19 protein-coding genes are annotated in these 22,787 nt (G+C 68.1%); 10 read left to right on the forward strand and 9 right to left on the reverse strand.

Annotated elements, in window-relative coordinates:
* Positions 1–9 precede the first annotated feature (9 nt).
* Positions 10–819, reverse strand: a complete 810-nt coding sequence (gene trmB / locus ABZS43_RS21980) for a tRNA (guanosine(46)-N7)-methyltransferase TrmB (protein WP_355037786.1) — start codon at positions 817–819, stop codon at positions 10–12.
* A 94-nt stretch (positions 820–913) separates the two neighbouring features.
* Positions 914–2,263: a lipase family protein gene (locus ABZS43_RS21985; protein WP_355037787.1), complete on the reverse strand. Its 1,350-nt coding sequence runs from the start codon at positions 2,261–2,263 to the stop codon at positions 914–916.
* 180 nt (positions 2,264–2,443) lie between these two features.
* On the opposite strand from ABZS43_RS21985, the gene ABZS43_RS21990 reads away from it, so the two are divergent.
* From ABZS43_RS21990 to ABZS43_RS22005, 4 genes are all read left to right on the forward strand, one after another.
* Entirely contained in the window at positions 2,444–3,244 is an 801-nt protein-coding gene (locus tag ABZS43_RS21990; RefSeq protein WP_355037788.1) for an SDR family oxidoreductase, read from the forward strand.
* A 92-nt stretch (positions 3,245–3,336) separates the two neighbouring features.
* Complete coding sequence (locus tag ABZS43_RS21995; RefSeq protein WP_355037789.1) at positions 3,337–4,476, forward strand: hypothetical protein; 1,140 nt, start codon at positions 3,337–3,339, stop codon at positions 4,474–4,476.
* Positions 4,463–6,079, forward strand: a complete 1,617-nt coding sequence (locus ABZS43_RS22000; RefSeq protein ID WP_355037790.1) for a hypothetical protein — start codon at positions 4,463–4,465, stop codon at positions 6,077–6,079. Before ABZS43_RS21995 ends, ABZS43_RS22000 begins: the two co-directional genes overlap by 14 nt.
* A gap of 251 nt (positions 6,080–6,330) precedes the next feature.
* On the forward strand, positions 6,331–8,163 hold the full coding sequence (locus ABZS43_RS22005; protein WP_355037791.1) for a phosphoenolpyruvate carboxykinase (GTP): 1,833 nt from the start codon (positions 6,331–6,333) through the stop codon (positions 8,161–8,163).
* A gap of 53 nt (positions 8,164–8,216) precedes the next feature.
* Here ABZS43_RS22005 and ABZS43_RS22010 read toward each other — a convergent pair whose 3' ends face one another.
* Together ABZS43_RS22010 and ABZS43_RS22015 are read right to left on the reverse strand one after the other, a co-directional pair.
* Positions 8,217–8,969, reverse strand: a complete 753-nt coding sequence (locus ABZS43_RS22010; protein WP_355037792.1) for an HD domain-containing protein — start codon at positions 8,967–8,969, stop codon at positions 8,217–8,219.
* Between the two features lie 196 nt (positions 8,970–9,165).
* Positions 9,166–10,452 carry a lipase family protein gene (locus ABZS43_RS22015; RefSeq protein WP_355037793.1) on the reverse strand — a complete coding sequence of 429 codons (1,287 nt, stop codon included), beginning with the start codon at positions 10,450–10,452 and terminating at the stop codon, positions 9,166–9,168.
* 443 nt (positions 10,453–10,895) lie between these two features.
* On the opposite strand from ABZS43_RS22015, the gene ABZS43_RS22020 reads away from it, so the two are divergent.
* Together ABZS43_RS22020 and ABZS43_RS22025 are read left to right on the forward strand one after the other, a co-directional pair.
* Positions 10,896–11,846 carry a helix-turn-helix domain-containing protein gene (locus ABZS43_RS22020; RefSeq protein ID WP_355037794.1) on the forward strand — a complete coding sequence of 317 codons (951 nt, stop codon included), beginning with the start codon at positions 10,896–10,898 and terminating at the stop codon, positions 11,844–11,846.
* Positions 11,847–12,041: 195 nt separating this feature from the next.
* A complete protein-coding gene (locus ABZS43_RS22025) occupies positions 12,042–12,245 on the forward strand; it encodes a hypothetical protein (RefSeq protein WP_355037795.1) in 204 nt (67 codons plus the stop codon).
* A gap of 48 nt (positions 12,246–12,293) precedes the next feature.
* On the opposite strand, the gene ABZS43_RS22030 is transcribed toward ABZS43_RS22025, so the two are convergent.
* Entirely contained in the window at positions 12,294–13,739 is a 1,446-nt protein-coding gene (locus ABZS43_RS22030; RefSeq protein WP_355037796.1) for an aldehyde dehydrogenase, read from the reverse strand.
* Positions 13,740–14,006: 267 nt separating this feature from the next.
* Between ABZS43_RS22030 and ABZS43_RS22035 the strand changes: the two genes are divergently transcribed.
* A complete protein-coding gene (locus ABZS43_RS22035) occupies positions 14,007–14,279 on the forward strand; it encodes a hypothetical protein (protein WP_355037797.1) in 273 nt (90 codons plus the stop codon).
* Between the two features lie 8 nt (positions 14,280–14,287).
* Here ABZS43_RS22035 and ABZS43_RS22040 read toward each other — a convergent pair whose 3' ends face one another.
* Together ABZS43_RS22040 and ABZS43_RS22045 are read right to left on the reverse strand one after the other, a co-directional pair.
* On the reverse strand, positions 14,288–15,088 hold the full coding sequence (locus ABZS43_RS22040; RefSeq protein WP_355037798.1) for a class I SAM-dependent methyltransferase: 801 nt from the start codon (positions 15,086–15,088) through the stop codon (positions 14,288–14,290).
* A 98-nt stretch (positions 15,089–15,186) separates the two neighbouring features.
* Complete coding sequence (locus ABZS43_RS22045) at positions 15,187–15,324, reverse strand: hypothetical protein (protein ID WP_355037799.1); 138 nt, start codon at positions 15,322–15,324, stop codon at positions 15,187–15,189.
* Positions 15,325–15,513: 189 nt separating this feature from the next.
* Here ABZS43_RS22045 and ABZS43_RS22050 point away from each other — a divergent pair, with 189 nt between their 5' ends.
* Positions 15,514–16,689, forward strand: a complete 1,176-nt coding sequence (locus ABZS43_RS22050; RefSeq protein ID WP_355037800.1) for a glycosyltransferase family 4 protein — start codon at positions 15,514–15,516, stop codon at positions 16,687–16,689.
* On the opposite strand, the gene ABZS43_RS22055 is transcribed toward ABZS43_RS22050, so the two are convergent.
* Positions 16,679–18,439 carry a hypothetical protein gene (locus ABZS43_RS22055; RefSeq protein WP_355037801.1) on the reverse strand — a complete coding sequence of 587 codons (1,761 nt, stop codon included), beginning with the start codon at positions 18,437–18,439 and terminating at the stop codon, positions 16,679–16,681. The two genes, ABZS43_RS22050 and ABZS43_RS22055, sit on opposite strands and share 11 nt — an antisense overlap.
* A 264-nt stretch (positions 18,440–18,703) precedes the next feature.
* On the opposite strand from ABZS43_RS22055, the gene ABZS43_RS22060 reads away from it, so the two are divergent.
* Positions 18,704–19,861 (forward strand): polysaccharide biosynthesis protein, encoded by a 1,158-nt coding sequence (locus ABZS43_RS22060; protein WP_355037874.1) that lies wholly within the window; start codon positions 18,704–18,706, stop codon positions 19,859–19,861.
* 361 nt (positions 19,862–20,222) lie between these two features.
* Here the strand turns inward: ABZS43_RS22060 and ABZS43_RS22065 are convergent, their stop codons facing one another.
* Positions 20,223–21,377: a DUF3068 domain-containing protein gene (locus ABZS43_RS22065; protein WP_355037802.1), complete on the reverse strand. Its 1,155-nt coding sequence runs from the start codon at positions 21,375–21,377 to the stop codon at positions 20,223–20,225.
* A 214-nt stretch (positions 21,378–21,591) separates the two neighbouring features.
* Here ABZS43_RS22065 and ABZS43_RS22070 point away from each other — a divergent pair, with 214 nt between their 5' ends.
* On the forward strand, positions 21,592–22,779 hold the full coding sequence (locus ABZS43_RS22070; protein ID WP_355037803.1) for an acyltransferase: 1,188 nt from the start codon (positions 21,592–21,594) through the stop codon (positions 22,777–22,779).
* Positions 22,780–22,787 lie beyond the last annotated feature (8 nt).

Consider the following 22,787-nt stretch of genomic DNA (forward strand, 5'->3'; position numbering starts at 1 on the left):
GCTCGCTCATCATTCGATCTTGCCCCATATGAACTCGGTGACAGCGCTTCCTGCGCGTTGCGCCTTGCCTTCGAACTTCGTGACGGGGCGATCGAAACCGATCGGCGCGGTATCGCGAGGGGCGGCTCCGACCCCGCCCGTGGTCTCGTTCAGGCCGGTGAGCAGCGGTTCCGCGGCTCCTACCTCGGCGATGTGTTCCGCGTAACCCGCGTGGTCGGTCGCGACATGCAACACGCCGCCCGGCTTCAGCCTCGACGCGATCAGGGACAGCGTCGCGGGCTGCAGCAGCCTGCGCTTGTGATGGCGGGCCTTGGGCCACGGATCGGGGAAGAAGACCCGGACACCGGTGAGCGATTTCTCGGCAATCATATGTTCGAGCACGTCGACGGCATCGCCGCGCAACAGCCGGATGTTGTCGATGTGTTCGCGCTCGACGCGCTGCACCAGTTGGGCGAGGCCGGGCTGGTACACCTCGATCCCGATCAGGTTCACCTCGGGTTCGGCCTGTGCCATCACGGCTGTCGCGGTACCGGTTCCGCAGCCGATCTCGATGACGAGCGGGGCATCGCGTCCGAACCAGGCGGCGGCGTCGAGCGGTTCGTCGCCCACGTCGCGGCCGATTTCGGGCCACATCCTGTCCCAGGACGACTGCTGAGTCGGGGTCAGCGCCGCGCGCCTGGACCGGAAACTGGTGACCCGGGGGTACAGGCGGGAGCCGGTGGGGGAGCGTCGTCCGGCTTCGAGGGGCGCCGAGGCTGTGGACGGCGGGCCCTGAACCGACTCGGCAGTGTGGTTGGCGGCGTCGTTCACGGCGTCCATTGTCCAGCATCGATTTCTCGGCCCGGCAATCGAACCCCGCGTGCGCGATCCGCGCATGGTCAGCGCGGCCGAATGTCTGTATCGGGCAGTGTCATCAAGCCGCGCGTTCCTCGGCGATCCGGGGCGGTGCCGTACTCTCCTCACGCAAGGGTCGTCCGAAAATCACCCTGACCGTGGTCGCCGCCATTTCCAGGAGGCCGCGCAGCCCGGTCGCCGACGCGATGACCGACCACACGGTGGTGTCGCGGTTGGGGGTCGCGGGTTCGCCCGCGAGCCGGTCGGCGAGCCAGGACAGGCTGATCGGGGTTCCCACCACCAGCATGGTGAAGTGTTCGCTGAGCCGGTCGCGGACGTAGGTGACATGCGCCCCGCCCTCGCGGTAGCGCCGCACCTGGTGGTCGACGCCGTCCATGTGGATGATCTGGTCGTGGATCGGCTGCACCACGAGCAGCGGGCAGGTCGGTATCGAATTACCGAGTCGCAGATCGTCGAATATGGCGACGAAATCGGGGCCGGTCAGGATCTCCTCCAGCCTGCGCCCGGTCGTGAAATTACCCATTTCCTGGTTGGCGAGCGACAGGATCGCCCAGAGCGGAGTGGAGCTTTCGGCGCGTGCGACGAAACGGTGCCCGTGCATGGTCAGTTCGTCGCGGACCACCGCGCCGAGCGCCGGATACAGCCTGCGCAGCGCCGCGATGACGATGGCGGGCAGGCCCGCGTAGGCGGTGCCGTTCAGTCGCGTGAACACCTCGCCGGGATCGCCGACCGGCGAACCGAGTACCGCACCCGCGATGGTGAGTTCCGGCGCGTACGTCGGCGCCATCTCGACGGCCCAGGAGCTGGCCATACCGCCGCCGGAGTAGCCCCAGACACCGATCGGGGTGTCGGCGTGCAGGCCGAGCGGGCTGAAGGCGAGGGCCGCGCGGATGCCGTCGAGCACCCGGTAGCCGGGTTCGCGCGGTGCGCCGAAATTGCCGTGCGGGCCTTCGTGATCGGCGATGGACACCGCCCAGCCGCGACGCAGGGCGTTGGCCACGAGCAGCCATTCGACCTGGGTCACCGCGCCGAGCGCCTTCGAGCCGCGCAGCAGGGCGTAGGACGGCGAGCATTTCTCGGCGACCGCGTCCATCGCGGTCTGGAAGGCGAGTAACGGACGCTCGACGTCCGGGTCGGCGCCCTCCGGCAGCAGCACGGTGGTGATCGCGGCCTCCGGCGTGCCGTGCAGATCGCAGCTGCGGTAGAGCAGTTGCCAGGCCGATACCCGTTGCGGAACGATGCCGAACAGCGCCAGTTCGATGGTGCGGCTGCGCAGGATGGTGCCCGCGGGTTTGGACGCGAAACCCCTCGGCGCCCGGTGGAACGGGTCGTCGCTGGGCAACGGGGGTTTCCCGGAGTGCCCCGGAGCAGGCTCGCCGCTGACAATGCCGATGGCATCGACGCTCATCGCAACCTCCTGATCGAGGACCGGGCCTGGCCGGGCTCGTTATCCGCCTGGCCGGCTCCACACTCGACAAGTAGAGCTGCGCGCCGACACCGGCGCCGACCGTGACAGCAGCGTAGGCGAAGGCGAATCTGTCTGTGAACCCCAGTTATAGGGGTAGATCACCATATTAGACTCCGTGGCATGAATTCACCGACGGTGTTCATCACCGGTGCGGCAGCGGGAATCGGTCGCGCGACGGCCATGCTATTCGCCACACGGGGCTATCACGTCGGTGCCTATGACATTGATGAGCTGGGACTGACCAGGCTCGCGGCCGACATCACCGCCGCTGGCGGCACGGTGGACACCGGCGTACTCGATGTGACGAACGACACCCAGTGGGCGCAGCGCCTCGCCGACTTCCACACCGCGACCGGACGGCTCGACATCTTGATCAACAACGCGGGCATATTGCGGGCGGGTCCGTTCGAGGAGATCGAACTCGCCGCCCACCGGGCCATCGTCGAGGTCAATCTGAGCGCGGTGATAGCGGGGACACACGAGGCGTTCCGCTATCTGCGCGATACCGAGGGGGCACAGGTGGTGAACCTCTGCTCGGCGTCGGCGATCTACGGCCAGCCCGAACTCGCCACCTACGGTGCGACCAAATCGGCGGTGAAGAGTCTCACCGAGGCGCTGGATGTGGAATGGGAGCGCCACGACATCCGCGTCATCGCGATCTGGCCGATGTTCGTCGCCACCGCGATGGTGGAGGGGGTGGAGACGGCGTCGACCAAATCGCTTGGTGTGCACCTCACCGCCGAGGATGTCGCCAACGGAATCTGGGACGCGACCCGCAAACGCGGCCGCCTGCCGAAGGTGCACTACGAGATCGGCGTCCAGGCCAAGGCGCTCGCGGTCGCCGCCAAATACGCCCCGGGCTGGGCGCTGCGCACCGCCAACAAATACCTCAGCGGCGGGGGCGGCGCGACGCCGAACTGAGCCGTGCGCCGGTGCGCCCTTCCGCTTGTCACGGACGGCGCGTACGTCGGGGATGTCTGACAGAATTGCGCAGCGATAAGGGGGTGTGAGCCATGCCGACGGCCACCGAGAGCGACGGTCGGATGCGGGAACGCGGGGTGCCGACCCGCGAACAGGATCAACTCGACCGGTTGCTCGCCGATCTGCGGGGAGCGGGGGGCGCGGATACCCAGATCGGCTATCACGCGAGTGTCGCGGTGAACGCGTGGCGCAGACCGCCACGCATCCAGGTCACCGGGCGGGCGCATGTCGGGCGGACCACGGTGCTGCACGCGCTCGCGCTGATGTCGGCCGCGGAGACCGGCCCGGTGGACGAGCCGGGCTCGCCCGATCCCGAACTCGACGCCGATATCGTCGTCTACGTGCTGTCGGGCGCTCCGCTGCCCGCGGATCGCAGGGTGCTGGCAGGTCTCGCGCCCGAGCGCACCGTCGTCGTGCTGAACAAGGCCGACGCGATCGGCACCCGCTGGGCCGACGCGGTGGTCGCCGCCGATCAGTACACGAGGGAACTCGGTGTGCTCACCCTCCCCGTGGTCGCCTCGCTGGCCATGCGCACGCGCGCCGGTGCGCTGACCGACGACGATATGGCGATTCTGCGCAGGCTTGCCGCCACCGCCGACCACTCGCTCACCCTCTCGCCGGATCTGTTCGTCGCCCCGGCGGCGGGTCCCGATGTCGCCGAACGCGAGGCGCTGCTGCACCGTTGGGATCTCTACGGCGTCGCGTGCGCGCTGAGCGCGCTGCGCGCCGATCCGGAACTCGACTCGCACGCCGTCCTCCAGTTGCTGCACGCCGCCAGCGGAATCGACGCACTGCACGGATTGCTGCACCGGCGCTACGAACAGGTCTCGGCCCTGCGCGGTGGCGAACTGCTCGATGAACTGGCCCGGCTGGCGGCCCGGTCGCTGCCCGGCGTCGCCGGCCACGCGCGCGATGTCCTCGAGGATTACATCTACGGCGATGACGCCATGTGGCTCGGGCTGTGCGCCGGACTCGCCCATCCCTCGGTCGCGCATCTGGCCGCAGGCTATCGGTCCCCCGCACCCGCCGACGCCGACGACGCGCTGCATCGCGCCTCTCGGTGGCGGGCCGTGGTTTCCGGCGATATGCCACCCACCGCCCGCCGCGCCGCGTTGCGCGTGCACAACGGCTATATCCGACTGTGGGAGCGAATGAGCAGTGCCGGACTCTGACCCGCCCGCCCGGGAACTCGCCGCATCGTCACGGGCGGGTTCGGCGAGCGAGCGGGCGCATTCAGCGGAGTCGACGGCATTGTCACCGCAGGCGCATGGCGTCGTCGCGCGGTGGAACCCGCAGGGCGCTGCCCTGTTGGCAGCGGTGCGAGGCGGGGGCGAAGGGACGTCGGCGATGGTGGCGCTGATCGGCCCCGATGACGCCAACACGACACTGCTTCGCACCGAACTGGCCCGTTTCGAGCCGCGCGTCGATCTCACCGAACCGATGGGCGAAGTGGGTTCGGCGGTCGAGTCCACCCTGCCGGGAGCGACTCCGGCCGCGGTCGCGCTCGTCCTGCTCGACGCGGGCAGCACCCTCGGCGCCGATATGGTCGGCCTGATCCGGCGATTGCGCGCCGACGACACCACCATCCTGCTCGCGATGAACGGCATCCACGCCTACGGGGACTGGCGGTCGGTCCGCTCGCGCAATCTGGAATTGCTCGCGGCGCACGATCTGGCCGATCTCGAGATCGTCCCGGTGTCGGCGCGGCTGGCCGCCGCCGCCCGCGCGAGCGGTGACGCCGCGCTGATGGACCGGTCCGGCCTCAGCGCCCTGCACGCCGAACTGATCGCGGCGGCGGCGGGTGCGGCGGATCTGGGCGACGGCAGACTGGCCGGGCTCACAACCCGCGTATTGGCCGAAACCCGCGCACGGGTGGTCGCCCAACTGGAAACCCTGCGTTCGGGCGACCAAATCGCCCGCTGGCGTGAAGAACGAGCCACCTTGATCGCGGGCCGCGACAGCGGCCGCGCCACCGCGATGTCGGCGTTGCGCGGGCAGTTGCATCTTGCCCGCGTCGACCTGATGACGGAGGTCGGCGGTCGAGTCAGGGCGCTGCACGCGGCCGCGCGCGCGGAACTCGACCGGCAGCCGCACGCCGAACTCGCCGAATATCCGGACCGGTTGCAGCATTCGGTGACCGAGTTGACCGGGGTCGTCGATGCCGGGATAGACCGCAGACTCGCCGAGCTCACCTCCCGTGTCGACACCCCCCGTACCGACACCGGTCGTGGGGATTCCGCCAGGGCAGACGGGACCGCGAGCAGGGATGCGGCGCTACCCCATCGCAGGCGCGATCCGGCTCCTCGGATCGGTCCCGACCCCGAACCGCGGCATCGGGGTGTCGAAGATCACCTCATGATCGCGCTCGGCGCTTCCGCGGGCCTCGGCCTCGGCAGGCTGCTGGTCTCGCCGCTCGCCCTGGTTTCCGCGCTTGACGTCGCCAGCATCCCTGTCACCCTCGCGCTCGGCGCCCTGGTCGCCTGGTGGGTGGTGCGGACCCGCAGGCAGGTCGCCGATCGCGCGCATATGCGTCAATGGGTCGCCGACGCGCTGGTGAATGTCAAGGCTGCGCTGGAACAGCGGGTGGCGACGGCGCTCGTCGAGGTCGAAACCGAATTGGCGGACCGAGTGGTGCGCGCGAGCGCCGCCCGCATCGTCGACACCGATCGGCGTGTCGCTGAACTGGAGGTCAGGATCCGTCGAGCAGCGGCCGAGCAACCAGGTCAGCTAGCGGCCTGCGAACGCGATATCGCCACCATCGATCAGCAGAATTGAACTGTTGAATCGGTTACTGAATGGGTATCTGACCAGTACCCGATTCAGTACTGATCGTCACATCGCGTTAACCTCTAAGCAGGAACCTGGGCGTCCGCTTCGTCCTTGTACGCCGTCCAGCCGGGGCGAGCTTTCGACTGGTCGTAGCGGGTGCCTTCCCGCCAACGGTGGCGCTCGGTGTGTTCGCGCTGGTCATGGGCCTTGGGCCAGGCGGCGAAGCATCGACAGCCGCCCATCTCAGGAGAGTTTTCATGACCTCAGCGACCATTCCTGGTCTTCGTGGATCCGACGGCAAAGCGCCGACCGAGCATAGCGAACTACTCGCCTGGGTAAAGGAAGTCGCAGAACTCACTCAGCCTGAGCGAGTTGTCTGGGCCGACGGTTCCGACGAGGAATGGGAGCGGCTCACCAACCAGCTGGTCGAGGCTGGCACGTTCAAGCGCCTCGATCGGAAGAAGAAGCCGAATTCCTTCCTAGCCTTATCCGATCCGTCCGACGTGGCGCGGGTCGAATCGCGCACCTACATCTGTTCCAAGACCGAGGCCGACGCAGGCCCGACCAATAACTGGGTCGACCCCGCCGAGATGCGCGCCACCATGACCGAGCTGTACCGCGGCTCGATGAAGGGCCGCACCCTGTATGTGGTGCCCTTCTGCATGGGCCCGCTCGGCGCGGAGGATCCCAAACTGGGTGTCGAGATCACCGACTCCGAATATGTGGTCGTGTCGATGCGCGTGATGACCCGCATGGGTGCCGCCGCGCTGGAGAAGCTCGGCACCGATCGCCCGTTCGTCAAGGCGCTGCACTCCGTGGGCGCGCCGTTGGCCGACGGCCAGGCCGACGTGCCGTGGCCGTGCAACGACACCAAATACATCACCCACTTCCCCGAGGACCGCGAGATCTGGTCCTACGGTTCGGGCTACGGCGGTAACGCGCTGCTCGGCAAGAAGTGCTACTCGCTGCGCATCGCCTCGGCCATGGCCCACGACGAGGGCTGGCTCGCCGAGCACATGCTGATCCTCAAGCTGATCTCTCCCGAGAACAAGGCCTACTACATCGCGGCGGCATTCCCCAGCGCCTGCGGCAAGACCAACCTCGCGATGATCCAGCCGACCGTTCCCGGTTGGCGCGCCGAGACCCTGGGCGACGACATCGCCTGGATGCGTTTCGGCAAGGACGGCCGCCTGTACGCGGTGAATCCGGAGTTCGGTTTCTTCGGTGTCGCGCCCGGCACTAACAACAGCTCCAACCCGAATGCCATGGCCACCATGAACGCGGGCAACACCGTCTACACCAATGTCGCGTTGACCGATAACAACGACGTGTGGTGGGAAGGTCTGGAAGGCGAGCCCGATCACCTGATCGACTGGAAGGGCAACGACTGGTACCTGCGGGAGACCGAAACGCTGGCGGCCCACCCGAACTCGCGCTACTGCACCCCGATGTCGCAGTGCCCGATCCTGGCTCCCGAGTGGGACGACCCGCAGGGTGTGCCGATCTCGGCGATCCTGTTCGGCGGACGCCGCAAGACCACGGTCCCGCTGGTGACGGAGTCCTTCGACTGGCAGCACGGCGTGTTCATGGGCGCGACCCTCTCCTCGGAGCAGACCGCCGCCGCCGAGGGCAAGGTCGGCACTGTGCGTCGCGACCCGATGGCGATGATCCCGTTCATGGGCTACCACGTGGGCGACTACCTGAACCACTGGATCAACGTCGGCAAGAACGCGGACGCGACCAAGCTGCCGAAGATCTTCTACGTCAACTGGTTCCGTCGCGGTGACGACGGCCGCTTCCTGTGGCCAGGATTCGGCGAGAACTCCCGCGTGCTGGAGTGGATCGTCGGCCGTATCGAGGGTAAGGCCGAGGCTGTGTCCACCGCGATCGGCAATGTGCCCACCGCCGCGCAGATGGATCTCGATGGCCTCGACGTCGACGCGAACGATGTCGACGAGGCGCTCGCGGTCGATGTGCAGGAGTGGCGCAAGGAGATTCCCCTGATCGAGGAATGGTTCGAATTCGTCGGCGACAAGCTGCCGTCGGGCGTGCGTGACGAATTCGAGGCGCTCAAGCAGCGGCTCGCCTGATCTGTCGACAACTCGGCCGCCCGCACCGTCTTTCGGTGCGGGCGGTTGTCGTCTCATTCAGTGAACGGCGCGAACCGGATCATCTGGTTGAAGCCCGCCGTGACGAGTAGTTTCGACCGTCCGTGCGGTACCGCCTTCGCCTCGGCGTCGAATGCGGCGATCAGGTGGCGTTTGAGTTCGTGGCGGGGATGGCGCGTCAGCAGTTCGTCCACCCAGTCGCGGTCCAGTTCCCCGATGCGAGACCCGATCACGTCCACCGATGCGCCCGCGGAGACGAAACCGCCGGGATCGTTCAGATCGGCGGCGACACCGGGGGTGATATGCGCGGCGATCGCGGCGCCGATCGTGGCGGCCCGGTCGGGCTCCACGCCTTCGCGCAACGCGAATTCGACCGCGGCCACACCGCCGGACACCGCGAAACAACGTCCGGGCGTCGGCTGTTCGAGGCACAGGTCGTGCAGCAGGCAGGCGACGTAGACGAGCTCGTCGTCCACGCGCGCGCCGTCGAGATCGGCCAGCACCCGCCCGAAGAAATAGGTCCGGTACGAATGTTCGAGGACATGGATCGAAAGCGATTCGCGCGCTTGTAGTTCGGCCGCGCGGGCGAGCGCTGAATCGGGGATGCGCAGTCCCTCGAATTCCAGCCGCCCTGCCCCTGTTCTACCGATCGCCCGCGTCGCCCTGGCCGCGAGTAAACCGGGGACGGCGCGGGCCAGCGCGGCAGCGAGATGCCTACGTTGCGCACCCGACAGCGCACCCCCGGTCCGAGTAGCCCATTCCCAATCTGTTCCCGCTGGGGCGTCCACGCTGTTCTCCTCTGTTCGGCGTACCGATTCGAGTGAAACTCTCCCGCCCGCCCCGGACGAGTGGCGTGAACGCCAGTAATGCTCGGATTCTCGCCAAGAGGCCGGTGCGCACCTGCTCTGCGAACCTACTCCGACGCCAGCGGGCCCCGATCCGGTTCGTCGGATCGGGGCCCGCTAGTGGATTCCGTCGCGGAGATCAGTCGATGGTGCAGCCGGAGATCGGTTTGTCGGCGAGCCGATCGAGCAGATACGTGATCGCGTTGTCCGGGCCGAAGCCGTCGATCAACTCCGGGCCGAAATGGCCGGGAAGGGTGGTGCCGGGCAGGATCGGCGGCAGGTCGTTGGTGCGGAAGGTGACCGTGGCGCCCTGAGCGCACCAATCCTCGGCGAGCCGGCGGGCTTGACCGTAGGGCACGGTGTCGTCGTTGCGGCCGCTGGTGATGAGCACCGGGGTGGCCGGGGCCGAATTGCCGAGGCGCATTTCGGCCAGCGCGGGAATCGCCTCGGGGATCTCGGCCAGATGTTCGGTGAGCGGACGGCCGTCGATTGTCAGCGAACTGGTTCGCAGGAACGGCTGATTGAAGATGACGTCACCGACGCATTCGTTGCTCAACGTCTCCAGCATCGCGCGCCCCGCGGGTGTGGTCACGCGGTCGACGGCCTTGTTCAGGTCCGGGTAGCGGGCCAGCAGGCCGTTGATCGCGAATCCGATCGCGCCGCCGATCAGCGCACCGTCGATGCGTGCGAGGATCGCGGCCAGATCAGCGGTCGGGCCTCCAGCCCATGTGCCCTTCAGATTCAGTTCCGGTGCGTAGTCCGGCTGCATTTCCGCCGCCGCGCCGGTAGCGCCGCCACCTTGGGAGTAGCCCCAGAACACCACGGGGGTCTCGGGTCCGACACCGGCCATATTATTGGCCGCGCGTGCGCCGTCGAGGATGGCGTGCGCGCCCTCGATCCGGTTGACGAAGGTGTGGATGCCCGGCGTTCCCAGTCCGATGTAGTCGGTGACGAGAACACGTGCGCCCAGCGCGCTCCACACCGCCGAGGACGGCAGTTCCTGATTGGCCGAGGTCGAGAAGGCGGGCGCGAAGTTGAACGACAGGCCGGTCGAGAATGCCACCGACATCGCGCACTGGTCGCCCTGGCCCGCGGTGCCGGGGCCGATCACCACGGTCGGGCGTTCGCCCGCGCCCTGCCACGGGCCCGTCGCCTCGATGTAGGTGCCGGTCACCGCGACCGGGGATCCGTCCTGAAGCTGCGTGGTGTACATGATGTGCTGCGCCGAACCCGGCCAGCCGTTGACGGTGGGCGGGGTCACGAACAGCGGCATCGGCTGGGTCTTGATGATGGAGCCCGGTTCGGCCGGGATCTGCGCGGGCGGAATGTAGAAGGGGCTCACCGGCGGTGCGGCCTGGGCTTCCTGGATATCGATCCCCACCCCGGCGACCGCGGTGACGCAGGCAACGGCTACCGCCGCGACCACCCGTCCAGTTCGCGGTAGTGAACCGGACCGAGAACGCCGCCCATATTTCAGTTGCATCGATTTCTCTCCATATGCACCACCGGGCACCGTCGCCCGAATGTCCCGAACCACATATAGCCGCGTGACATGAGACGCGTCACACTAGTGATCTACTAGAGAGTAACATGTCAATCGACATCTGAGGGCGGGTGCCGTCAGTATGGTGAATTCTCACGAAAAACGTTGCGCGCGTGAGAGATCGAGTGCGCGGGCGCGATGCGGTCGGCCATCCGAAGCTCCGGGCGATTCCCGGGACCGGGGTGGGTCTCGCGCCCGGGAAGGGGGCTCCGCCGTGCGGTAACCATGTTACTCATTTCGTCGTGGCTGACAAGAGCTACCCGGTCGCCGGGCCGACGGTCCGGCGGAAATTCGAGTAGCCATCGGATTCATGCCACACTCCTCGAATGAAGCGCGTTGTCGCCTTGGCGCTCGACGGAGTCATGACCTACGACCTCGCCTGCGTCGTCCAAGCGTTCCGCCATGGACCGGGTAAATCCGGGGAGCCGGTCGGCTTCGATCTGCGGACCTGCGGTGTGCGTCCCGGTCCGGTGTGGACGCCGAACGGTTTCGAGTTGCGGGTCGAATACGGGCTGGACGCGTTGGAGGCGGCCGATATCGTCGTGGTGCCGGGCATAGGGCTGCCCACCTTGCCGACCGCGCCGGAGGTGCTCGACGCGTTGCGGGCGGCAGCGGGGCGCGGGGCGATCATGATGAGCGTCTGCGTCGGCGCTTTCGTGCTGGCCCAGGCCGGTTTGCTGGACGGGCGACCGGCCACGACCCACTGGGCGTACTGCGACGAATTCGCCGGGCTGTTTCCCGCGGTGAAATTGGATCCCGGTGCGCTCTATATCGATGACGGCGATGTGCTCACCTCGGCCGGACTTACCGCGTCCCTCGATCTGTGCCTGCATGTCGTGCGCCGTGAACTGAGTGTGGGCGCGGCGGCGGAATTGGCTCGCTGGAATGTGACGTCCCCGCATCGCGAGGGCGGGCAGGCCCAATACATCCCGGATGCCTTCGGCGATAACGACTTTACCGGCGGTCTCGCCGCTACCCTGGCCCGTGTTGCCGCCGATCCCGCTGCGGTGGTGAATGTTTCGGCGTTGGCGAACCTGGCGCTGATGAGCGAGCGCACGCTCATCCGTCGTTTCAAGGCCGAGGTCGGCACGACGCCGCGGCGCTGGCTGGAGGCGCAGCGGACGGCGCGGGCACGAGAGTTGTTGGAAACCACTGACCTTCCGGTGGAGGTGATCGCGGCGCGGGCCGGATTCGGCAGCGTCACGGCGTTGCGATCGCATCTGCGCGCCGCGACAGGAACGACCCCGGCGGGCTATCGGCGGTCGTTGCGCCGATGATCCGGGTGCCCGCACGGGACGGTCGTGGATCGGTTCGGTGCGATGGCGGCGGTCCCCGGAGTAGCGCTGCCCACTAAGCTGGCCCGCATTCAACGCTTCACAATCGTCAGCCGATGTGCACCGGCTGAACTGTTTCACCTATCGGCACCGCGGCGGGGGGCGCGACGGCATCGACACGTGAGAGGTGGTTGGAGCTTGACCGATCTGGAGTTCGACGCATCGGGCACATCGTTGACGACCGGGACGGCCTCGGCCATGGCGAGTACACCCCTCGGCCGGGCGGCCGGGCGGTTACAGGCGGCATTGCCGCCGGGTTGGCGCGTGGAGATCGCCGTCCAACCCGCGGAACCCGGCGGTCGGCCCCGGCCGATGCTGCGGGTGGTCATACCGGATAACTGAGCGCGCGATCGGGGCGAGAAGCCGTCCTCCTCGCCCCGATCGGCCGCGTTATTCCGTCCAGCCGAGGGGCATGAGCAGCGATTTCTGCTCGCAGAACGAATCGAGGCCCTCCGGCCCGTTCTCCCTGCCGAGTCCGGAATTCTTGTAGCCGCCGAAGGGCGCGGTCGGGTCGAAGGCGTACCAGTTGATCGCGTAGGTGCCGGTGCGCACCCGCGCCGCGATTTCCGCGCCGTGCTCGATATCGGTGGTCCACACCGAACCGGCCAGGCCGTAGACCGAGTCGTTGGCGATCGCGACGGCTTCGTCCTCGGTCTCGTAGGGGATCACCGACAGCACCGGGCCGAAGATCTCTTCCTGCGCGATGGTCGACTTGTTGTCGACATCGGCGAAGATCGTCGGTTCGACGAACCAGCCGCGATCGAGGCCATCGGGCCGTCCGCCGCCGAATACCAACCGGGCGCCCTCGGCCTTGCCGGTGGCGATATAGCCCTCGACCCGTTCGCGCTGACGTTCGGAGATCAGCGGACCGAGCTGGACGGCCGGATCGTCCGGGAGTCCGACCTTCATCGTTTTCACGTGTTCGACGAGTGCTTCGAGGATTTCGTCGTAGCGGCTGCGCGGGGCGAGGATGCGGGTCTGCGCGACGCAGCCCTGCCCGCTGTTCATCAGACCGGAGAAGGCGAGCACAGGGATGCCCGCGGCGAGATCCATATCGGGCAGCAGGATCGCCGCGGATTTGCCGCCGAGTTCGAGCGAGACGCTCTTGAGTTGTTCGGTGGCGATCGCGCCGATCTTGCGGCCGACCGCCGTGCTTCCGGTGAAAGTCACCTTGTCGACGCCGGGATGCGAGATCAGGTACTCGGAGGCTTCCGCGTCGGCGGGCAGCACGGAGAGCACGCCCTCCGGCACGCCGGCCTCGGTGAAGATATCGGCGACGATGTTGGCGGTGAGCGGCGTCAGCGGCGCGGGCTTGAGCACAATGGTGCAGCCGGCGAGCAGAGCGGGAGCGAGTTTGTTGACAGCGAGGAACAGCGGCACATTCCATGCGGTCACCGCGGCGACGACGCCGCGCGGTTCGCGCGTTACCCGCGAGGTGCCGAAGGACCCGGTGCGCGTCTGCTTCCAGGGGAAAGTCTTCGCCAGTTCGGCGTAGGCGTCGAGGGTGGCGACGGCCGGAAGCTGATTCAGCGTCATGCTGAACATGTGCGGCGCCCCCACTTCCGCGGTGAGCGCGGCGAGCAGATCGGCAGAGCGCTGCTCGAGCAGGCGGGCTGCGCGGGTGAGTACGGCCGCGCGCTCCTCCGGCGGGGTCGACGGCCACGGCCCGTTGTCGAAGGCGTGACGCGCGGCGGCGACCGCGGCGTCGACATCGGCACGGACGACGACCGGTACGCTGCCCACCGGTTCGACCGTGGCGGGGGAGAAGACCTGGAGGCGCTCGGACGAGGCAGGCGGGGTCCAGTGGCCGCCGATGAACAAGCTGTCGTAGTGCATGAGAACACGTTACAGTTCTGCGGTCTGGTTGTCTGTAACCTGTTTCAGTTCTATTCGCCGTCGATGCTCTGACCAGGGCGAATTCCAACCTGTCGGTTCGCTTTTCCGCAAACGCACTATTGCGTTCCAGGGGTGAGCGGTGGATGCTGTAGCTACTGATCAGCTCGCTCGATTGTTGTGAACTTCGATTGTTGAACCGATTCTGCATTGATCTGATACCGCAGGGGTGAACGAGTCATGGCGGTGCAAGTGATCGGTCGGTCGCTGATGACCAGTGATCAGACCGAGCATCAAGCGAAAAGCGTTGGTAGCGGCGGGTGGGTCGTCTCCTTCCTACCCGGTCGCACACTGACGATCGAACAGGCGACCGCGGCCATACAGGCCGCGGAGGCGGTGGCGGTGGTGGGCGTGCTGGCCGATCAGGTCGGGCTCACCACGCTGGAGGCCGTCGGCCTCGCCATCCAGGAATCCCCGTGGTGCGAAGCCATGTCGGGAACCTGTGGCCCGCGTAGCTGGCGGCGCGGCTGGCTGGAGAGGTAGTTCGCCGACTACTTGGTCGCGACGACGACCAGATTGCTCACCAGCAGCTCCCGAATCGCGGGCACGCGCACCAGCCACCAGGCCCATCTGGGGTGATAGCGCGGGAAGATCATCCGCACATCCGCGGGAGTGGTCGCCGCCCATCGCAGCCCGTCGGCGGCGCGCACCGCGAACAGTGATTCGCCGAACCGGTTCTTCGGTTCCCTGCCGTGCTTGCGGCGGTAGCGGCGTGCGGCGTATTCCCCGCCGAGGTAATGCCACGGACCGGTTTCGTGTCCGCCGAAGGGGCCGTGCCACACCGTGTACGAGAGCACGATCAGCCCGCCGGGCCGGGTCACCCGCACCATTTCGTCCGCCATGAGCCACGGATCCGAGACATGTTCGGCGACATTGGAAGAGAAGCAGATATCGACGGCGTCGTCGCGGATGGGCAGTGCCATTCCCGAGCCGCGCACCGCGCCCGCCGCGGGCAAGCCGGCCGCGTGCAATTCGGAGGGGTCCGGCTCGACCGGAATGTATCGCGCACCCGCGCGGGCGAATTCGTCGGCGAAGTAGCCGGGGCCGCCGCCGACATCAAGAACCGTCGCGCCGTCGAGGTCGCGACCGGTGAGGTCGAGGTAGAAATCGCCGAGCATGGCGGCACTGTCGGCGGCGACGCGGCCGTAGAAGGTCGCGGGATCGGTCTGTTCGAAGCGGAAACTGCTCAGCAGTCGGAGCGAGCGGCGCAGCGTCGCGCGGTGTGCGAACCGGGACGCGAGGGGCCGGTCGGCCGCCGTGGCGTCGGGCGGCGATGTCTGAGCTTGTGGCACGGCGGAGAGTTTCGCACAGGCCGCGCGTAGTGCCGAAGCCTGTGTCGGGCTCGCGACCGGCCCGGCGCCGCGCGCTCCGGGCCGGTGGGAGTCCCGCGCTAGCCGATACCGCTGCTCGCGCCGCTGCCGGTGGACAGCGACGAGGTGATCAGCGCCAGCACTGCGGCCAGCGCCCCGCTCAGGTCGCCGGTCGTGCCGCCGCCTGTGCCGGTCCTCGTCCTCGGTGTCACCTTCATATCTTCTCCTCATCGTGTGGGTTGATCCGGTGGCGGCAGGTTATCGAAAGTCGACTGTGAAATGTGGGCATTTCACCATTTTGTTCAGATCGTTGCCGGTGAAGCGCTTGCGGGCCGGGTGCGCACGTTATGGTGTAGCCCGATATCCACGTCCCCGGCCGGGGCCCGACGAGGCGAGAGAGCTCCACTGTGCGCGAAGTCCTGCTGCTGTGCTGGCGTGACACCGGGCACCCGCAGGGCGGCGGCAGCGAACGCTACCTGGAGCAGGTCGGCGCACAGCTGGCCGCGCGCGGGGTCAAGGTCACGTTGCGAACCGCCCGCTATCGAGGCGCTGCGCGGCGGGAACACGTCGACGGCATCGACATCAGCAGGGGCGGCGGGCGCTACACCGTCTATCCGCGAGCGTTGGCGGCCATCGCGCTGGGCAGGCTCGGTATCGGACCGCTGCGCGGCATACGGCCCGACGCCGTTATCGATACCCAGAACGGCATCCCGTTCTTCGCGGGCGTCGCCTGTGACGCGCCGTCGGTGGTGCTGGTGCACCACGGACACCGCGAGCAGTGGCCGGTCGCCGGGCGGCTGGTCGGTCGCATCGGCTGGTGGATCGAATCCCGGCTCTCACCACGCGTGCACCGCGAGAACCAGTACCTGACCGTTTCGCTGCCGTCGGCCGAAGAACTCGCGAGCCTCGGGGTGGATCGTTCGCGCATCGCGGTGGTCCGCAACGGCGCCGAACCGGTTCCCGTCGACGTCCCCACCGGGGCCGCGCGGACCCGGACGCCCGAACCCAGGATCGTGGTGCTGTCGCGATTGGTGCCGCACAAGCAGATCGAGGACGCGCTCGACGCGGTCGCCCGGCTGCGCGAGCGCGTGCCCGGCGTGCGGCTCGATGTCATCGGCGGCGGCTGGTGGGCCGACAATCTCCGCGAATACGCCGGGAATCTGGATATCGCCGACGCGGTCACCTTCCACGGCCACGTGGACGAACACCGAAAACACGAACTGCTGGCCCGCGCCTGGGTGCACGTGATGCCGTCCCGTAAGGAGGGCTGGGGGCTGGCGGTCATCGAGGCGGCCCAGCACGGTGTCCCCACCGTCGGCTACCGCAGCTCACGCGGACTCACCGATTCCATCGTCGACGGCGTCACCGGACTGCTTGTCGACGATGTCGCCCACCTCACCGAATCCGTCGGCGAATTACTCGACGACCATGCCGCCCGCGCGGTCATGGGGGAGAAGGCGCGGGCGCGCGCCCGCGAATTCTCCTGGGAGCAAACCGGAAACGGTGTGTACGAGGTACTCGCCGCCATCGCGCGAGGTGCGCACACCAGCGGATTGGTCGCGGCCCCCGGCGCTAGCGCCTGACCGCGCGGCCGGGGCGGCGCACCGCCGCCGTCAGCAGGCCGCCGATCAGCAGCGCGATCCACAGCAGGTGTGCGACGATCGCGATAATCCGGTGTGCGCCTTGTGATTCGGTCGCTCGATCCGCCGCGCCGGGAACGCGGTAGAGGGCGAAATGATCGTCCGCGTAACGCGGTTCGAGCTGGGCGAGGGTTTTCGCCGAATCGCCGAGCGGTCCCGGCGTCGATCGTTCCACCAGAACCCAGCCGACCCCGAGATCGGCGAGACGCTGGGCCGGATCACCGTGCAGCAGAGTGTTTTCCACCTCGACCGCTCTGGTGCCCTCGCCCGCCACCGTCAGCCCGCGCACCGGGAGCCGACCGGTCTGGAGCACATCGCGGGGCAGCATCCGCGGCGCCGGATCCAGCACGGCGACCTTGCCGCTGTAGGGGAAGCGCCGAAACATCCCGCCCGGCAGTATCGCCACATCTCCAGGCTTCTCGATCTCCTCGGCGACCCGCTGCCACCCGATCGGATAGTGCACCGGGCGGACCGACCCGCCGACACCCCAGGCGAGATCGAGCAGCGGGACCACGAGCAGGGCGATGAACAGCGCGGCGACCGATCTCGTCGCGACAGCGCCACCCCGCGCTACGGTCCGCGTGTCAGCGGAGTTCGCGGCGCGCTCGCCTATCCGTGCGGCGAGGGCACGGCATCCGGCCGCCGCGCACAGTGCGTAGGCGGGCATGGCGAGCGCCACGTATTTCTGGGTGTCGCGCAGCAGTCCCGCGCCGGGGACGTCGACCACCAGCCATCGCATGACCTCCATACCCCAGCCGGTGGCCGCGAGCGCGGGAAGCGCGACGGCGGCGACGGCCATGGCGAGCAACGTACGACGGATGCGCAGGCCCGCGCGATCATCGGGCCTGGCGGCGGCGACGGCCCGAAATCCGCTCGCCACGATGACGAGCAGCAACGCGGTCGCCACGATCGCGATCGGCGTGGTGCGCGAGTTCGGCACCGCGTCGGCATTCCATATCCCACCGAGCCCCGCGAGGCTGCCCAGGGTGCCGAGGCCGGGTTCCGCGCGTGCGGCGAAGGCCGCGACACCCGCGGGATCGGAGGGTTCGCCGCCCGCCCCGGACAGCGCCGTCGCCGCCAGCCACGGTGCGGACGCCGCCGCCAGCAGAACCAGCGTGCCGAGCATATTGCGCCGCCCGACCGTCAACAGCGCGACGCATCCCGCGAGCAGGGAGCCGGTCGGCGTGAGTCCAGCGGCGGCGAGGCATCCGGCCAGCGCGCCCCATGCCGCGATCGAGGATCCAGCCGCCCGAAGGCGGTAGGCCACCAGGGCCGTCCACGGCAGCGCCGCGTATCCGGTGAGCAGACTCCAATGTCCTTGCAGCAGCCGCTCGGCGACGAAGGGGTTCCACATGGCGACCGTCGTCGCCACCAACTGCGGCCCCACCGGTACCGCGAGCAGCTCGCGGGCCAGCACCGCCGCGCCGTATCCGGCGGCCCACAGCGTGACGAGCAGCATCGCCTTGACAAGCAGCCCGCCGTCCACGATCGGGGACATCGCCGCGAGCAGCGCGTCCTGCGGCACTGCCCTCGGCGCGGCATCGCCGAGGCCGAGCGCGGAATCGGTGAGATAGGAGCGGGGCGTACTCACCGCGTCCCGCAGCAGCAGATAGCCGGAGCCGAGCAGCGGCCCGGCGATGAGCGCCGCCAGCACGGCGCTGTACCCGGCCGGAATCAGCCCCGCCCATCGCATCCGCGTTCTCCGACCGCTCTCGCCCACGCACCAGAACCCTACGGACCCCCGATGATCTGCCGGCACCGCCCATCGGTCCGCGGGCCGGACGCGGCCCGGCGTCTCGCCCCTGAGGCGCGCCAGGCGTCGCGTGAGCAGGCGCGGCAGGCTCGCGTGTGTCGGGGCCGGATCCGGGATGTGGGGGTTGAGGTGGGACGATGGGGTGTGCTCGCGGTCCGTCGTCTTCCTGTGGTGGCGGATTTGACGTTGGTGACGGCCGGGGCGATGACGGCCAATGTGGCCGGATATCTCTTGCAGTTACTGGCCGGGCGTTGGCTCGGCGTGACCGGTTACAGCGAGTTCGCCAGTCTGCTCGCGGTGCAATTGCTGTGTGCGGTGCCCGCGCTGGCATTGCAGAATGTCGTCGCGCGGGAGTCGGTGCGCGGGGCGAGTACCGCGCGACTACGAAAGCTCCAGTGGCGGTGCGCGCTGATCGTCGCCGTGGTCGCGGCGGCGCTGATTCCGGTGGTGACGGCCGCGCTCGAGGTCGGGGTCGCGGCATGCGCGGCCGCGCTCGGGGCAGCGCCCGCGCTGGTGCTGCTGTCGGGGGAACAGGGGATTCTGCAGGGCGCGAAGCGTTTCCGTGGGTTGGCCGTCGTGCTCGGCACGGCAGGGGTGGCGCGGGTGACGCCAGCGCTTGTCGCGCTCGCACTCGGCGGCGGTGCGGCCGCGGCTTTGTGCGCCGCGGCCGTCGGACTGGTGGTGGCCGCGATCTTCGCCCGCTATGTCGCGGGGTCGCCCGAGACGTTCGCGCGCGCGGACGCCGACGAACTCGCGGTCGGTGTGCTCCCTGTTCTGCGGGCCGCGCAGGTCCAGGCGGCGCTGATGGCACTGTCCTCGGCGGATCTGATCGTGGTGCGCGTCGTGCTGGACGAGGTCGACGCGAGCCGGTACGCCCTTGGCACCATCGCCACGAAGATCGCCTTCTGGTTGCCGCAGGCGGTCGGGGTGGTGCTGTATCCGCGCATGGCCCAGCCGACGCATTCGGCCCGCGCGATTCGAGACGCGCTGGGGGTGCTGTCCGCCATCGGCGTCGTCGCCGTGGCCTGTGCGGCGCTCGCCGCCCCGGTAGCGCCGCTGTTCGCCGGTGCCGACTACGCCCCGATCCAGGGGCTGCTGTGGTTGTTCGCATTGCACGGCGCGATCCTCGCGGTGCTGCAGGGGGCGGTCCTTTCCGCGATCGCGGTCGACCGTACCGCGCTGGCCGCGCTCACCTGGATCGGCTTGGCCGTCGAGGTGACGATGATGATCTCCTATGCCAGGACGGTGCCGGCCCTGATCGCCACGGCGGCGTCGGTGGCGGCCGTGACGACGACGATCGTCGCGGTGATCGTCCTGCGCACCGCCGAGCACCCGGCCACCGCCGCGGCCCCGCGGAACTGACGCGCACCGCGCCCGGGCGGGGGACCGGCGCTCGTCGCCTTCCCGGTCGGGCGATCCGGTATCCGTCGCCGTAGGCGTCCGCCCTGAATAGCCGCTCCGCACCTCGTCGCTATCAAGATCATTCGAGTTCGTGCGCGTTGGTGGGACCAGTTCGATTGCGGAGTAGATGAATTGGATGTTTTCCGATATCCGAGGTTTGCTCTACCGGAAATTCCGGGTACCGGATCGGCCGACCGTGGCACTCGATCACTTCCGCGTAATTCACCGCACGGCTTTTCGCCCGGTGCACAAACGAATTCGGCTCCCCGGCGAGGAGGCCGGGGAGCCGAATTCGAAGGTTGCTCGGAGTGAGCGGTGCGGGTCAGAGATCTTTGCGGATATCGATCTGCTCGGTGGGAGCGTCATCTCCGCCGCGCGGCCGACCTGGCGCCGAAGGAGCGGGCGCGGTCGGCCGTCCGATCGGAGATCCGGGGCGTCCGGCAGGCACCGGGTTGGCGCCGCCGCGGACGAGGCCGAGGACGATGCCGCCGATGACGGCGAGCACACCGAGGATGCCGAGGATGATCGGCATGGTCCTGCCGTACAGCGACAGCTTGTCGATGTTGTCCTTGGCGACCGCGATCTGCGATTCGACCGTCTTCTCATCGAAGACGATATGCGACTTCAGCGCGCTGACATCCGGCTTGCCCGCGTTCTGCGCGTAGTACAGGTGCAGGTGTTCGCCACCCTTGACCACGGTGCCGGTATCCGGCTCGACCCACACGTCGCGGACGTTGGTGTAGTACCGGGTCATGGTGACGGGGGCGTCGCCCTCGAGGCCCCACTTCGCGGCGGGCAGCGTCAGCCTGTTGCTCGGCGCCTTCACCACGTCCCACAGGTTGGTGGCCGGGATGGTCTGCTGGAAGTGGTAGACCTTCATGCTGTTGATCTCGGTCTCTTCGACGAAGTTGATGTCGAAGGTCGCGCGCGCGTTGAGATCGAAGTACGGGTAGGTCTTCTTCTCGGTGCCGATCGGGAAGCGGTACTGCAGACCGGTGTGCTGCACCGGGTCGGCGATGCTCTCGCCTTCCTTGGTGGTGCTGACCGCGATGGAGCCGTTGGGCTCCTTGTCGACCGGCATGCCGTCCACCCGGTCGATGGTGACCCGGTCGACGACGGCGGTGAGCAGGCCGGTGTCGCCCTGCTTATCGATGCGGCGCAGGGTCTGACCGGCCTGGATGGTCATTTGGTCGGCGTCGGACGGTTCTTCGACCGTGAGGAACCGCTGGGACACGATCGGCACGTTGGTGTCGATCTTGGCGGCGCCCTCGGGAGCGGTCAGCGACTTCGAATCCAGCACGAGGCTTTCCTCGCCCGACTGACTGACCGCGATCGTGGTGATCTCGAGGTCGAGAGGAGTCTTCGACAGTTTGCCGACGGTATAGGTCGGGATGAGCAACGCCATCACAATGAGTAACGCGCCCAGGCCCACGAGTAGGCAGGCCACCGTCCTTCTAGTACCGGCACTCAGTGCCATGCAAAGTCTCCTCGTCTAGAACACAGGCGGATCCGGCAAGTACTGCGGGTATACCTCTGAGGCACACCACAGCACTCGTGAGCCCCGACACTAACAGCCCGATGTCGTACTATGCGGTGCCGAGGCCGAATCCGCCAGAAATCGTCCGAGTTTAGCGCGAAAAGTGAAACGAATTGTTCTCAACCCGGAAATCGGCAAAGGAGACTGGAAGGCGATGACCGCGACAGTCCCCGCCCCGCCCTTGGTGCCCGACGTGGCGCCGCCCCGATCCCGCGGTTTCGTCCCCGCGCTGGAAGGGATGCGCGCGATGGCCGCGCTCGGGGTGATGGTCACCCACGTCGCCTTCCAGACCGGCGCCTCCGCGGCGCCGCTCGGCCGGATCCTGGAACGATTCGATATGGCGGTCGCGGTGTTCTTCGGACTGTCCGGATTCCTGCTGTGGCGACCGCACGCGAGCGTGGCGCGCGGTTTCGGGCGGCGGCCGTCCACCACGCGCTACCTGCTGCATCGTGGCGCGCGAATCCTGCCCGCGTATTGGGCGGTGGTCTGCGCGGTGTTGATACTGCTGCCCAACGCGGCCGATACCGCGGGTCTGCGCGTGTGGATGTCGAATCTGGCGCTGCTCCAGGTCTTCATTCCGCTGACGCTGACCGATGGGCTCACCCAGATGTGGAGTCTGTCCGTCGAGGTGGCGTTCTATCTGGTGCTGCCGCTGTTCGCCTTCGCCCTCGTGCGACTGCGCGGGCGCGCGGCCCGGCTGCGCGTGCCCGTCATCGCCGGATTCGGACTGGTCTGCCTCGGCTGGAATCTGCTGCCGATCCCCACCCAGGACGCGATCCATGCCGACAACTGGCTGCCCGCCTACCTGCCGTGGTTCGCCGTCGGCATGGTGCTCGCCGAACTCGTCGACGATAGCGACGCGCTATCGACGTGGCGGCGCTACCTGGGCAACCAGCGGCTGATGTGGAGTATCGCGGTGCTGGCCTTGCTCTTGTCCGCGACCGATATCTGCGGGCCCGCCGGGCTGACGCATGCCGAACCCTGGCAGTACGCGGCCAAGATGGCGCTCGGCGCGGTCATCGGATTCGGGCTGCTCGCCCCGCTGGTACTCGGCGACGGCAGACATCGCTGGCTGTGCTCGCGCACCGCCGCCACCCTGGGACGCTGGTCCTACGGAATCTTCCTCTGGCATCTGGCCGTGCTGTCGGTCATCTTCCCTGTCTTCGGCATCCTGCCCTTCCAGCGGAACTTCCTCTCCGTCCTGCTCCTCACCGTCGTGCTGACCCTGCCGCTGGCAGCCGCGAGTTTCGCGCTCATCGAGGAACCGGCCCGGCTGCTGGCGCGGCGGTTCGATCAGGCCAGACTCGCCGGGGCGGACAAGCGCCGAGCGGAGGCGACGTAGACGGTTGT

Origin of the sequence: Nocardia sp. NPDC005366, from assembly GCF_040606855.1 — a bacterium.
GTDB lineage: Bacteria > Actinomycetota > Actinomycetes > Mycobacteriales > Mycobacteriaceae > Nocardia.